The sequence below is a fragment of the Flavobacterium sp. 1355 genome (assembly GCF_017833415.1).
Classification (GTDB): domain Bacteria; phylum Bacteroidota; class Bacteroidia; order Flavobacteriales; family Flavobacteriaceae; genus Flavobacterium.
On the sequence record NZ_JAFICC010000007.1, the window covers coordinates 242,998 to 255,861 of the forward strand.

Annotated in this window: 13 protein-coding genes and 1 tRNA gene; 4 read left to right on the plus strand and 10 right to left on the minus strand. The window is 33.2% G+C overall.

The window, feature by feature from the left end:
• Nucleotides 1-10: 10 nt before the first annotated feature.
• Nucleotides 11-484, plus strand: coding sequence for a DUF962 domain-containing protein (locus JOD96_RS11080; RefSeq protein WP_209564326.1), 474 nt, complete (start codon nt 11-13; stop codon nt 482-484).
• A gap of 209 nt (nt 485-693) precedes the next feature.
• On the opposite strand, the gene JOD96_RS11085 is transcribed toward JOD96_RS11080, so the two are convergent.
• Together JOD96_RS11085 and JOD96_RS11090 are read right to left on the minus strand one after the other, a co-directional pair.
• A complete protein-coding gene (locus tag JOD96_RS11085; RefSeq protein ID WP_209564327.1) occupies nt 694-1,104 on the minus strand; it encodes an MFS transporter in 411 nt (136 codons plus the stop codon).
• A gap of 150 nt (nt 1,105-1,254) precedes the next feature.
• Complete coding sequence (locus JOD96_RS11090; protein ID WP_209564328.1) at nt 1,255-1,857, minus strand: FMN-dependent NADH-azoreductase; 603 nt, start codon at nt 1,855-1,857, stop codon at nt 1,255-1,257.
• A gap of 184 nt (nt 1,858-2,041) precedes the next feature.
• Here JOD96_RS11090 and JOD96_RS11095 point away from each other — a divergent pair, with 184 nt between their 5' ends.
• Entirely contained in the window at nt 2,042-2,413 is a 372-nt protein-coding gene (locus JOD96_RS11095; protein ID WP_209564329.1) for a winged helix-turn-helix transcriptional regulator, read from the plus strand.
• Nucleotides 2,414-2,665: 252 nt separating this feature from the next.
• On the opposite strand, the gene JOD96_RS11100 is transcribed toward JOD96_RS11095, so the two are convergent.
• Nucleotides 2,666-3,541 (minus strand): hypothetical protein, encoded by an 876-nt coding sequence (locus JOD96_RS11100; RefSeq protein ID WP_209564330.1) that lies wholly within the window; start codon nt 3,539-3,541, stop codon nt 2,666-2,668.
• 618 nt (nt 3,542-4,159) lie between these two features.
• Between JOD96_RS11100 and JOD96_RS11105 the strand changes: the two genes are divergently transcribed.
• Together JOD96_RS11105 and JOD96_RS11110 are read left to right on the plus strand one after the other, a co-directional pair.
• Nucleotides 4,160-4,810, plus strand: coding sequence for a hypothetical protein (locus JOD96_RS11105; protein ID WP_209564331.1), 651 nt, complete (start codon nt 4,160-4,162; stop codon nt 4,808-4,810).
• A gap of 2 nt (nt 4,811-4,812) precedes the next feature.
• Nucleotides 4,813-5,163: a hypothetical protein gene (locus JOD96_RS11110; protein WP_209564332.1), complete on the plus strand. Its 351-nt coding sequence runs from the start codon at nt 4,813-4,815 to the stop codon at nt 5,161-5,163.
• Nucleotides 5,164-5,239: 76 nt separating this feature from the next.
• Here JOD96_RS11110 and JOD96_RS11115 read toward each other — a convergent pair.
• The 7 genes from JOD96_RS11115 to murG all read right to left on the minus strand — a co-directional run bounded on the left by JOD96_RS11115 (nt 5,240) and on the right by murG (nt 12,832).
• Nucleotides 5,240-5,313: transfer RNA gene (locus tag JOD96_RS11115), tRNA-Arg, on the minus strand.
• A gap of 79 nt (nt 5,314-5,392) precedes the next feature.
• On the minus strand, nt 5,393-5,842 hold the full coding sequence (locus JOD96_RS11120; protein WP_209564333.1) for a GatB/YqeY domain-containing protein: 450 nt from the start codon (nt 5,840-5,842) through the stop codon (nt 5,393-5,395).
• Between the two features lie 184 nt (nt 5,843-6,026).
• The gene (ftsZ, locus tag JOD96_RS11125; RefSeq protein ID WP_209564334.1) at nt 6,027-8,009 is read right to left on the minus strand and encodes a cell division protein FtsZ; all 1,983 of its coding nucleotides are present in this window, start codon (nt 8,007-8,009) and stop codon (nt 6,027-6,029) included.
• An 83-nt stretch (nt 8,010-8,092) separates the two neighbouring features.
• Nucleotides 8,093-9,526, minus strand: coding sequence for a cell division protein FtsA (ftsA, locus tag JOD96_RS11130; RefSeq protein WP_209564335.1), 1,434 nt, complete (start codon nt 9,524-9,526; stop codon nt 8,093-8,095).
• 6 nt (nt 9,527-9,532) lie between these two features.
• Nucleotides 9,533-10,255 carry a cell division protein FtsQ/DivIB gene (locus JOD96_RS11135; protein WP_209564336.1) on the minus strand — a complete coding sequence of 241 codons (723 nt, stop codon included), beginning with the start codon at nt 10,253-10,255 and terminating at the stop codon, nt 9,533-9,535.
• Nucleotides 10,242-11,591 carry a UDP-N-acetylmuramate--L-alanine ligase gene (gene murC, locus JOD96_RS11140; protein ID WP_209564337.1) on the minus strand — a complete coding sequence of 450 codons (1,350 nt, stop codon included), beginning with the start codon at nt 11,589-11,591 and terminating at the stop codon, nt 10,242-10,244. Before murC ends, JOD96_RS11135 begins: the two co-directional genes overlap by 14 nt.
• Nucleotides 11,592-11,746: 155 nt before the next feature.
• Entirely contained in the window at nt 11,747-12,832 is a 1,086-nt protein-coding gene (murG, locus tag JOD96_RS11145; protein ID WP_209564338.1) for an undecaprenyldiphospho-muramoylpentapeptide beta-N-acetylglucosaminyltransferase, read from the minus strand.
• Nucleotides 12,833-12,864 lie beyond the last annotated feature (32 nt).

Genomic DNA, 12,864 nt, shown 5'->3' on the forward strand with positions numbered 1-12,864 from the left:
ACCCAAAATTATGAGAACATTAGATCAATGGTTTGAGGAGTACGCAGTAAGCCACCAAAACCCAAAAAACAAGGCGATACATTATATATGTGTTCCGGCAATTTATTTTTCGATTGTAGGTTTATTAATGAGTATACCGAGTGGTTTTATTGCCAGTACTTTACGACTCAATGCACCTATTATAGAAAACTGGGCAGCTGTGGTTTTGATTTTTGTACTCATTTTCTATATTCGATTATCGATAGCGATGGCAGTCAAGATTGCCATTTTCTCAGCAATATGTCTGGCAGCAAATTATTATATTGGTCAGTTTGTGACTCTATGGTTATTCTCTATTGGTGTTTTTATTATAGCCTGGATTGGGCAATTCTATGGTCATAATATTGAGGGCAAAAAACCTTCCTTCTTAAAAGATCTTCAGTTTTTAATGATTGGACCGGCTTGGGTAGTAGAGAATCTGTTTTCTAAGAAAATTAGAAGTTAATAAGAAAACTGTAAAGAAATAGTTCTTCCTTATCCTTCTTATGAAAACCAATGCCCTAGCCCAGACAGGAACGATATCCTTTTGCTGGCTCCTTTAGCCAGTAAAAGATATAGTGGATGGCTGGATTAGCTCCTAAAAAAATGAGACAAAGAAGATATTTTGTCTCATTTTTTTTTATTGATTTTTATAAACAAAAATATTTTGTTTTATTATCGTGCAACGTTTTTTAAATCGTTGATAATTCTTTCTTCGGTTGGTCTCAATGAAGCAAGATAAACAATTAATAAAATTCCAATTATTAGAAAATCTGGTTTTAAGAACAATATTATAAATGCAGCTCCTTCCAGAATTGCCCATCGTATAATACATGCTGTTTGATAAACTGATAAATTTTCTTCGGGTTTTAATTGTGAGTCTGCTTGTTTTAATTGTGATTTAAAAATAAAATTACCCGCCAATATAGCCAGAACTGGTATGATTAGATATATGGCTGATGCAGCATCTATTTTCGGAATTTTTAAATGCTGTGCAGAGGGTTCTCCAATAAAGAAATAAGCTAAGCTTACTCCTGCGCAAACAGCAAGATGAATAATTTGAATGGATTTGATTTTTTCTTTCATGAGTTAATTAAGCGGGTTAGTTTTTTCCTGAACGAATATAAGAAATTAATCAAGTTTTAAATTTTGAATGAGATTAAAACCAAAAAACATCTTAGTATTTATTTCTAAGATGTTTTTGAAGTAATATTTATTAGAGAAATCAATTCATTTCTAATCAATTATTATGCTTTCTATTGCTTTTTCCATGGCATGTTCTTTTACGTCTGGTACTTTTAAACCTTCTGCACGGATTGCCGTAAGATCTGTCATTCCTAAAAAGCCAAGAAAAGCCTTTAGAAAAGGTACCACAAAATCATTTGCTTTACCAGGACCTTCAGAATAAATGCCGCCGGAAGTCATTGCTACATAAATTTTCTTCCCGGTGACCAATCCGACAGGGCCGTTTTCTCCATACCCAAAAGTTATTCCTGCTCTTGTGATATGATCAATCCATGCTTTTAACGATGTATGTATCGTGAAGTTATAAAGAGGAGCTCCAATAACAATGATGTCTGCAGCAAGTAATTGCTTTACCAAATCGTTTGAAAGGCGCAAGGATTCTCGTTCTTCCTGAGTCAGCTCTTCATTGGGAATAAAAAATGTACGAAGCACTTCGGGAGTAAGATGCGGAATTTCTAAATCTACCAGATTTAGTTCTTCGAGGGAACTTTCAGGATATTTTTCCTGAATTTTTTCGATTATAACACGACCTAATTTGATGCTATAAGACTCATTAGCTTGTAAACTTGACATTAAATGAAGGATTCTTTTCATAGAAAATGTAATAAATTAGTAGTTTTATTTTCTTTTAATTCTGAGACTTTTGTGTTTTTTAATATTGTCTAAACAGAATTTTTATTTTTTATCAGGAACAAAATTACATCTAACAGGAACTCAAAAAGCACCACTTACTAAAAGGAAAGCAGTTACTTTTGGGAAAGTGTGTACCTTTACACCTATGAAAACAGCTGAAAATGAAACGCTTCCAACCAAAGAAGAATGTGATGGTTCATTACGAAATATACTCGATGCCTTGTATGTTTTAAACGGAAAATGGAAAATACCATTAATTCTCTGTCTGGTACAATCACCTAAAAGATTTAACGAAATACAGAATACACTTACCGGAATTTCGCCAAAGGTATTGTCAAAAGAACTCAAGGATTTGGAACTGAATGATTTTATAAAACGCAATGTTTATCCAACTACACCTGTAAGTATCGTTTATGAAGCAACTGATTATAGTTCAACATTAAAAAGTGTAATTACAGAATTGAGTATTTGGGGCGAACTGCATCGCGAAAAAGTAAAGGAAAGCATGAGGAAGTAGGCTTTTAAAACAAAAGCTTTTTCTTACATTTTATAACAATTTTATTTCTAAATGCTGTACTTTTGAGTAGTATAAAAAATAATGCGAGGCTGATAAATTCAAATATATGCTTAAGCTAATTATAAAATTCAGTTTTGCCTAAGATTTAAGGCCGGGATTGATCTTTCTGTCTTTTAAAAAATTAATTGAATTTTTAAATTGCTTTTATATTCTTCAAAGTAAAATCTTATGCTTAAATGTAACTAAGACAAACTAACGATTATTGAAAGCTATTTCCTGTAAGGCGCCTGGATTGCTAATAGCCTTAACAACTTCTTGTTTTCTTAGATTATCAAAATATCCGGTTCCTGTAATTAATAGAAGTTTTTTTGGAATGATTGGTTTTTTATCAAAAATAGCAGCATAAAGTAAAACAGTCTGCAAAAATCCACCATCGTTTATAAGATGAAGAGTATGTTTTCCATATCGTAAATTGTCTTTGCCTGCTACCAAATATTTATAACCACTTTCGCCATCATAAGCATCTTTAACAGCATCACCAACTCTTAATAAACCTGCATTTTTTATAAATCCCACAACTGAAATGGCATTTTTGCGAATTAGATTATGAGATTCCATAAAATCAGGATCTGTATAAGCTGCAGGAGATATTCCCTGGTAGATGTAAACTGCAACATCAGGACTGTTTTCATGTATTTTTTCAACAATCATTTTTACATTCGCCATATAATTCTCAATTTCAGATAAAGCTATTTCTGTTGATTCCTGAATAACTACATAGTCATAATAGTTACCATCTTTATCCCTGTTGGAAAAAATTTGATTCGCTTCTGTTTTGTTTGTCTCATAAACTTTTTTTAATGAAACACCAACAGTTATTAATTGATCAACGTTAATGGATAAATTATTTGCGTTACAAAATTCTTTAAACATTAGGGGTGCACTCACAAAATATTCAGTCTGGCTATTTCCGATAAACAATATGCGGGGAGGCCCAGATGATTGTGGAGGTTTAGGATGTGGAAGGTTTTTTTCAAATACTGTATTATTTTCAGTAGAAGTATATTTATTACAGGAAGAAAACAAAAAGGCTGCAGTACTAAAAATTAAAATGTATTTCTTCATCATGCCTGGTTAAAAAGTCTTTTGCTATTTGTCTGAAATTGTTTGCAAATATCTTATAACAAAGACTTAAAAGTAGGCTGTAAAAGTTTTTTAATTGGCGTTTTAGGGCATAGATTTATTATAGCTTTAAATATTTATCTTGACTTCTAAAGTGCACAATCTAAGCCTTAATCAGAAGATTTTTAAATTTTATACAACTTAATGGTAAGCTTTTAGAGGGATAAAAGGAGGATTATAATTTTGAAATTAAGACTTCAAATCACTTGTATTTGTCAATTTTGGTAAATCCTCTTTCAACTGATACTACAGAAAAAGGGAAAACTTTTTTTGTTCCTTTTGTATAGTTGCATTCTACTTTTACACCCTCAAAATTTACCTGCTTTTTTACTTTTTAAGTGCCATGAGGATAAAAGAATTCAAACATTTATTATAGGATTTGAAGATTTTGTGACTTATTCTAAGTAAAATGTCACTTTCTCTTTTTCTCAAAAAGTCAAAATTTAAATTATGTAAATAAAATATTACAAAAAAAGTAAATTATATTGTTTTTATATGTAATATTAATGTATAAATAAATTACTCTATTTTGAGAATAACTTGAAAAATCTAAAAAGATAAGCTATGGGATATCGAACACCTTTTATATTAATGCCCGATGAAGAATGCATAGATTATGAGACTAATGTTACAGCAGGAGAATTGTCTGCAAATGATGCTTACGATTTGTACCTAATCGCTAAAGGGAAAAAACCAAGAAATTTCACATTGGTATGTTTTATGAATTTGCAATTTTCCTTTCGTGATTCTGGAACATTGATATGGACTGATGAGGAGAAAAAAAATTATGTAAATAAATGGGAAAAAACGATTAAAAATGCTTGGGGAAATCGAATTTTAAAACATCTAAAAGATGGCCGAAAAATAGTTTTAGTTTTTAAATTTAAAATAGATACGGGAAATACTTGGCTTTCTAATCATTGGGATTTATCTGTAAGTAAAACACTTAAACCCTTCGAAACTAGTTATGTTGAAGTTTTTTATGGAAATACTGTATTAGATAATAAAGATTTCATTCCTAAGCCAGGGATGACCCAAAGAGGGGCAGTTCATGAGTTTGGACATATGTTAGGGATAAAAGATGAGTACAAAGAAAGTAAATGGATAAAAGACAGAAAATCTGTAATGCATCATGGAGAGGTTATTATGAGCAGGCATTTAATATATTTTAAAATTTGGTTGGAAAAAAAATTGTCTAATCATAGAATACAATAGATATGCTCAAAAATATTATAGTTTGTATATTAATAATAGTGCTTTTTACTTCCTGTCAAAGTAAAGGTGGACAGATAGATTCTATATGGGAAAATTTAGTCCATGCTAAGAATATAGAACAAGAGGATAATCGTATTGCAGAATTACATCAATTTATAAGCAAAAAACATATATCGTTTCATATTTACTTTATTGACAGTAAAGGCAATACAAAATCAATAGAATTAAAACAGGAAACAGATACTATTAAAACTATAACTATAGAGTTTGATATTGGTAAGGATAAAAAACTAATCAAAAAAGGCTGGATACCTAAGGAAATTGAAAATTGTTATTATTTATTTCTTGAATAGACTTTTCAAATATGGCATAATACAGATAACAAAAACAAACGGGACAAAGAAGAAAAATCTTCTTTGTCCCGTCTAGTGACCGCGGAGGGGTTCGAACCCCCAACCCTCAGAGCCGAAATCTGATATTCTATCCAGTTGAACTACGCGGTCGTTTTTGATTTATGATTTAGAATTCAGATTTTAGATTACCAATTGGAATTTAAATCTGAACTCTGCAATCTGATATTATTTATACTAAAAGTTTCTTCACAATAGCAGAAATAGTTTTTCCCTCAGCAGTTCCGCCTAATTGGGCAGATGCTAATCCCATAACTTTTCCCATAGAAGCGATTCCGGAAGCACCTGTTTCAGCGATAATTTTAGCAATTACAGCTTCTACTTCTGCTTCGCTTAATTGTGCCGGTAAGAATTTTTCAATTACAGCTACTTGCGCCAATTCAGGTTCAGCCAAATCAGGACGGTTTTGTTCTGTAAAAATTCTTGCGCTTTCCTTACGGGTTTTTACCAGTTTCTGAAGTAGTTTTACCTCTTCGTCTTCTGTTAATTCTTCTTTAGAGCCTGATGCAGTTGCAGCCAGTAACATTTCAGATTTAATTGCTCTTAATGCTTCTAATGCTACTGTATCTTTTGCTTTCATGGCCGTTTTGATTTCGTCCATTATTTGTGCCTGTAAACTCATTTTATCTTTTATTTAAATAAGCATTGCTCATCAATTGATTATTTGAAAGTGAATCTTCGCAAAATTCAAAATTCTTTTTATTGCTCAAAAGAAAGTCAAATTTCTAAATCCTGTGCGAAGATAAAAAAAATAACCCGAAAATTAAATCCAATCTTCGGGTTATCCTATTATTATGATTGTAACCTTAATCTACGTTGTCGTGCAAAAATGAATTATTTGAACGCAATTGCAAATCATTATTACTATCCGTACCAACAGATATTCTGGAATTGGTTGTATTTGACTGATTATTTGAAAGATCGATTCCTAGTCTTTTGTAAGCAGGCTCTTTTTCAAGTTCGTCAATTCTTGAAACATTATTATGGAATTTATAATTAAATTCTTTTAGTTTCTTTCTTCTTTCTTCAGCTCTTAAGCGTAAAGTCTCCTCGATTGTCAATTCCATCGGAGAAACATTATCTACCGTTGTATAAGCTGGTTCGTGTGCAAAATCAACTTTAGGTTTAAGTGTGATATTCAATTCCTCAGGAACTACATCTTCAACCGCTTTTTCTACCGGTTTAGATGTTATCAAATCGTTTTCAACTTCCATGTATTCTTCTAAGGAATATTTGATAATTCCGTTATCAGATAGCTCTGTTACAGGAACAAACTGCACAGGGTCGTTAACTTTTATATTACGTGTTTCGTTTGTCAGTTCAAAAAGAATTTTAGTATCCTCAACAACTGGTTCTCTTTTTACTTCCGGTTCGCTTCTGAAAAGAGGCAAATCAAATGAAAAAGTAGTCTGTTCTTCTTTTTCAAAAACTTTTTGCTGAACTGGTTTTACTTCCTGAAATGACTGCACTTCCGGAGTTGAGATTTTAAAATCGATATCTGTAATTGGCGAAACGATTTCAAAAGTAACATCCAGATTTTTGATAAACTCAGACATTACTACCAATTCTTCCTGATTGATTGTCGGAGCAGCTGGTGCAACTGCTACAGGTGTAGGTATTACGGGAGCAACCGTATCTTCCATCAAATCAAAAACTACCTTTTGTGCTGCAGGAGCTGCCGGTGTTTCAGCATTTAGATCAAAAGAAGTAATAGGTCTGTTAGTTAAATTATGAACACTTCTTTGCTCATCCTCTAGTGTGTGAATGATTTTTTTAGGTTCTGTATTTACAATTTCATTTTGTTGTTCTACATCAAAACCAGTAGCAATAATAGTTACAGCAATAGCTTCACCAAGAGTTTCGTCTTCACCAACTCCCATGATAATATTAGCATTATAACCTGCTTCTGCCTGAATATGATCATTGATTTCTCCGATTTCATCAAGCGTGATTTCGTTAGATCCAGAAACGATAAGCAACAATACGTTTTTGGCTCCTGTAATTTTGTTGTCGTTTAACAATGGAGAATCCAATGCAGTAACAATTGCATCTTTAGCTCTGTTTTCTCCCGAAGCGACAGAAGATCCCATGATAGCAGTTCCACTATTCGCTAAAACAGTTTTTGCATCACGTAAATCGATATTTTGAGTATAGTGGTGCGTAATTACTTCGGCAATTCCTCTTGAGGCTGTTGCCAAAACTTCATCCGCTTTTGAGAATCCTGCTTTAAAACCAAGATTTCCGTATACTTCTCTTAATTTATTATTATTAATTACAATTAATGAATCGACTTGCTTACGCAATTTTTCGATTCCTAAAAGCGCTTGTTCCTGACGCACTTTTCCTTCAAACTGAAAAGGAATTGTTACGATACCAACTGTCAAAATTTCTCTTTCTTTTGCCAATTGTGCAATTACCGGAGCAGCACCTGTACCTGTTCCTCCACCCATACCAGCGGTAATAAATACCATTTTGGTACCGCGTTCTAACATTTTTTCTATTTCAGAGATACTTTCAATAGCAGATTGCTGCCCTACGTCAGGATTTGCTCCTGCTCCAAGACCTTCTGTTAAATTTACTCCTAACTGAATTTTATTTGGTACAGCACTATTTTGCAGTGCTTGTGAATCTGTATTACAAACGATAAAATCTACCCCTTTAATACCTTGCTTGAACATGTGGTTTATAGCATTACTTCCGCCTCCACCGACACCTATTACTTTAATTACATTTGATTGATTTTTTGGTAAATCAAATGAAATATTTCCAAATTCTGAGTTGCTCATCATCTTTTTGGTTTTGAAATTCTTAATTAAATACATTTTTTACTTCTTGACTTGGGGCAAAAAGTAATTCCTTTTCTCTTTATTATTTATTCAGCGTTGTCTAAAAAATCTTTGATTTTGTCAACATATCTGTCAAAAAATGATCTTCTTATTTTTGTTTCGGTAGATTCATCTTTGGTTACCTTATTAGAAATATTATTTCTGATTTCTCTTGGTTCATTAATGGTTTCTACTCTTTCAACGTAGTTTTCTTCAACTTCGTATCGCTGTTGCACCGGTTGTTGCGGCTGGGTATTTACATTTCTGTAAACTACTTTTGGCTGTTCATTTACAAGTTCCATTCTAACAGCACTTTGTGTACTATTTTCAATACTATTCATGACAAGGCCAACAGCTGTCGCAAATAACGGACTTGAAATTTCTTCGCTTGAATTTCCTGCTAAGTGCTCATTTGGATATCCGATTCTGGTATCCATTCCTGTAATGTACTCTACTAATTGTTTAATATGCTTTAGTTGAGCGCCACCTCCGGTAAGAACAATTCCTGCAATTAATTTTTTACGCGGATCTTCGTGACCATACGCTTTGATTTCTGCAAAAACCTGCTCTACAATTTCCACTACACGTGCGTGAATAATTTTAGATAGGTTTTTAAGCGAAATTTCTTTTGGTTCTCTGCCTCTTAAACCTGGAATCGAAACAATTTCGTTGTCTTTGTTTTCTCCCGGCCATGCAGATCCGAATTTTATTTTTAAAAGCTCAGCTTGTTTTTCTATAATTGAACATCCTTCTTTGATGTCTTCTGTAATTACATTTCCTCCAAAAGGAATTACAGCTGTGTGACGAATTATTCCATCTTTAAAAATGGCCAAATCTGTTGTTCCGCCACCAATATCGATAAGCGCAACTCCGGCTTCTTTTTCTTCCTGACTCAAAACGGCATCAGCAGATGCTAATGGCTCTAATGTAAGTCCTGATAATTCGATTCCTGAACTCTGAATACATCTTCCAACATTTCTGATCGAAGAAGCCTGCCCAACTACTACGTGAAAACTAGACTCTAATCTTCCGCCGTACATTCCGATAGGTTCTTTAATTTCAGACTGACCGTCAATTTTAAATTCCTGTGGCAAAACGTGGATAATTTCTTCTCCCGGTAACATGGCTAATTTATTAACCTGATCGATTAAGAGCTGAATATCATTTTCGCCAATTACTTCTTCCGGGTTACTACGGCTTATGTAATCTGTATGCTGAATACTTCTGATGTGCTGGCCGGCAATACCTACTACAACATCTTTTATTTTATAACCTGAGTTATTTTCTGCTTCAAGTATCGCTTGCTGAATAGATTGAATTGTTTGCGTAATGTTGTTTACAACACCTCTGGCAACACCTAAACTTTTGGATTTGCCAATACCCAAAATTTCAAGTTTACCATATTCATTTTTTTTGCCTATCATGGCAACTATCTTTGTCGTTCCAATATCTAGACCTACTGCAATGTTATCTTTTTCCATTTTCTATTATTTTGTGCAAACTACTTGTTCTGTAAACCTAAGGTCAATCTTATTGTATTTGTATAACGAACTATCTAAAACTGCTTTTTGAAAAAAGGCTTTATAGTTTCTAAATTTCTTATCAACATTCATCGTTCTTCCAAAATCGATGAAGTAATCGTAATTTCTATTAAACATTTTTAAGCTGCCATTAGGCATAATTTGAATCGCAATGATGTTTTTTTTCAAAAACGCATCGTCGTAAATTGTGCGAAATAGGGCGGCTAAATCTTCGTTATTTTTTTCATTTATTGTCCCAGAAACAAGCGGAACATGCGCTGTAAAATTGTCCGACAAGGGCATTTTATTACCCTCATAGTCAATATAAAAAGACTTGTTGCCATCATAAATACGGGCAATCGGAGTCTTCTGTTTTACTACTGCTTTTAGAACACCGTCTATACTTACAAAAACATCTGACTTCTCAATCATGTCTTGCGTATCAAGGTTTTTTTCTATCTTATTCAAATCTACTTCATCTTTTCGGATACTGGAAGCGTCTTTTTTATTTTCTATCAACAATTTATTAACTATTTCCGGCTTTACAAAAAGCGTATTTTCTCCTACAAAAACTACTGTAGATTTTTTTAATTTTCTATTCCCATTTCGATGCTGAGCAAAGGAGTACAAAAAAAGTACAAGCCCAAAAATGAGTAGTAATCGAATATTTGTCCAATTAAATATTTTCATTTAGCATTTTTTTGATAGATGGAACCATTTCACCAATATCACCAGCTCCTATTGTTACAATTATTGGCGCGTCGCTGTCTTTTATCAACTCCAATAATTCATTTTTTGCAACAATTCTTTTGTTCGAATTCGTCATTTTGCCCAGAAGCCATTCTGATGTAATCCCTTCCATCGGAAGCTCGCGTGCCGGGTAAATATCCATTAAAAACACTTCATCAAAAGCAGAAAGGCTTTCTGCAAATCCATCAGCAAAATCTTTTGTTCTGCTGAATAAATGCGGCTGAAAAACCGCTAATACTTTACGATCAGGATATAACTCCCTAACTGCCTGATGCACAGCATTTATTTCTGTCGGATGATGTGCATAATCATCTATATAAACCAATTGATCTGTCTTGATCTGGTATGAAAAACGTCTTCTGATTCCGTTAAATGAGCCAATAGCTTTTGCAATCGATTCTGTTGTGGTGCCATATGTTTTGGCCATTGCAATAGCCATCAATGCATTCATTAAATTATGTTTTCCGGGTAGTCCAAAACGCAAATTTCCTATAATTTCTGATGGTGTCTGAACATCAAAAACATAATTGGCATTTTCTATACGAACATTAAATGCTTTATATACAGCATCCTCATTTATAGCGCATTGTACTCCCTCAAGAGGTAGTTCTTTTGTTATAAAAAGATTATTTTTATTTTCGACTTTGTTCGCAAATTCTACAAAAGAAGCTTCAATAGCCTCGCTCGTTCCGTAGATATCCAGGTGATCTGCGTCCATAGAAGTGATACAGGCAATATTTGGGTGCAAATGCAGGAACGATCTGTCAAACTCATCTGCTTCAACAACTGTAACTGTTTTTCCGTTGCCAATCAGATTAGAATTATAATTCTCTACAATTCCGCCAACAAAAGCTGTAACATCTGCACCGCTTTCATACAAAATATGGCCTAAAATACTTGATGTTGTTGTTTTTCCGTGTGTACCTGCAACAGCAAAGCTAAAAGTGTCTTTTGTTATAATTCCTAAAACTTCAGCACGCTTTTTAATTTCATAATTCCTTTCGATAAAAAAGTTCCATTCTGAGTGGGTTTTTGGTACTGCAGGAGTAAAAATCACTAATGTATTCTCTACATAATAATCACTTGGAATTAAGCTAATATTATCTTCAAAATGAATATCAATTCCGCTTTCTATTAATTCATCTGTTAGCATTGACGGCGTTTTATCATAACCCGAAACCTGTTTTCCAATATATTTGAAATAACGGGCAAGAGCGCTCATTCCGATGCCTCCAATACCAATAAAGTAAACGTTTTGTATTTGATTTAAATTCATTTTTATTTAATTTCTAAAGGCGTATATTTTGTGTTTTATTTATTAAAAAACTAACTGTTAAGCCTTTATATTTTTTGTTGTTTTCACATCCAAAAATGCCTAAAATAGCATTCTGTCTTTTTATTATTGTTGTATAATTTTCTCTAATTATTACATTATAACAACTTTATAATCTCATTTACAATGTCTTTTGTCGCATTTGGTTTAGCAATTTTCTTTATGTTTTCGCTCAATTGTTTTTGTTTTCCCTCATCTTTTAACAATGCTTCAAAAACAATACTAAACTCGTTATCAAGTTGTGATTCCTTCAGCAAAATAGCTCCTTTTACATCAACAATTGCCTGCGCATTTTTGGTCTGATGATCTTCTGCTACGTTTGGCGACGGAATAAAGATTACAGGTTTTCCAACAATACATAATTCTGAAACTGATGATGCGCCTGCACGCGAAATAATTACATCTGCTGCTGCATAAACAAAATCCATTCTTTCAATAAAATCTACCACTTTTACATTAGGCTGATTGTATTTTTTATAATCTTCAAAATATAATTTTCCACATTGCCAGATAATCTGAACGTCTTGTGAAAGTATATTCTGCAATTCTTTTTCAATTAATTGATTCACTCTTCTCGCTCCTAAACTTCCTCCCAAAATCAACAATGTTTTTTTGTTGGGATCTAAATTATAGAAAGCAATTGCTTGGTCTCTTTTACTGTCGATATCAATTAAATCCTGACGAACAGGATTTCCTGTTAAAACAATCTTGCCTTTTGGAAAAAATCGTTCTAAATTCTCGTATGCTACACAAATGGCATTTGCCTTTTTACTCAGCAATTTATTTGTAATTCCCGGAAATGAATTTTGCTCCTGAATTACTGTCGGAATTCCTGCTCCTCCAGCTGCTTGTAATAATGGCCCGCTGGCAAAACCTCCCGTTCCTATCACAACATTTGGTTTGAATTGTCTGATGATTCTTCTTGACTCTAATAAACTTGTTGCCAATTTTAGCGGAAACATCATATTTTGTAAAGTCAGTTTTCTTTGTAAACCGGCAATCCAAAGTCCTTTTATTTCGTAACCTGCCTGAGGTACTTTTTGCATTTCCATTTTATCTTTGGCACCTACAAAAAGAAATTCAGCATCAGGAAATTGTAATTTTAACTCATTTGCAATCGCAATTGCCGGATAAATATGTCCGCCAGTTCCGCCACCGCTTAGTATGAATTTATACTTTGTCATATCTTTAAAAGTTATTCGCTTTAATAGCTTAT

Bases quoted from the DNA above. Each gene is read 5' to 3' on its own strand.
- JOD96_RS11090 (WP_209564328.1), bottom strand. From the start codon at position 1,857: ATGAAAAGAATCCTTCATTTAATGTCAAGTTTACAAGCTAATGAGTCT.
- JOD96_RS11085 (WP_209564327.1), bottom strand. From the start codon at position 1,104: ATGAAAGAAAAAATCAAATCCATTCAAATTATTCATCTTGCTGTTTGC.
- JOD96_RS11135 (WP_209564336.1), bottom strand. From the start codon at position 10,255: ATGAAAATATTTAATTGGACAAATATTCGATTACTACTCATTTTTGGG.
- JOD96_RS11100 (WP_209564330.1), bottom strand. From the start codon at position 3,541: ATGATGAAGAAATACATTTTAATTTTTAGTACTGCAGCCTTTTTGTTT.
- murG (WP_209564338.1), bottom strand. From the start codon at position 12,832: ATGACAAAGTATAAATTCATACTAAGCGGTGGCGGAACTGGCGGACAT.
- JOD96_RS11095 (WP_209564329.1), top strand. From the start codon at position 2,042: ATGAAAACAGCTGAAAATGAAACGCTTCCAACCAAAGAAGAATGTGAT.
- murC (WP_209564337.1), bottom strand. From the start codon at position 11,591: ATGAATTTAAATCAAATACAAAACGTTTACTTTATTGGTATTGGAGGC.
- JOD96_RS11105 (WP_209564331.1), top strand. From the start codon at position 4,160: ATGGGATATCGAACACCTTTTATATTAATGCCCGATGAAGAATGCATA.
- ftsZ (WP_209564334.1), bottom strand. From the start codon at position 8,009: ATGATGAGCAACTCAGAATTTGGAAATATTTCATTTGATTTACCAAAA.
- JOD96_RS11110 (WP_209564332.1), top strand. From the start codon at position 4,813: ATGCTCAAAAATATTATAGTTTGTATATTAATAATAGTGCTTTTTACT.
- JOD96_RS11120 (WP_209564333.1), bottom strand. From the start codon at position 5,842: ATGAGTTTACAGGCACAAATAATGGACGAAATCAAAACGGCCATGAAA.
- JOD96_RS11080 (WP_209564326.1), top strand. From the start codon at position 11: ATGAGAACATTAGATCAATGGTTTGAGGAGTACGCAGTAAGCCACCAA.
- ftsA (WP_209564335.1), bottom strand. From the start codon at position 9,526: ATGGAAAAAGATAACATTGCAGTAGGTCTAGATATTGGAACGACAAAG.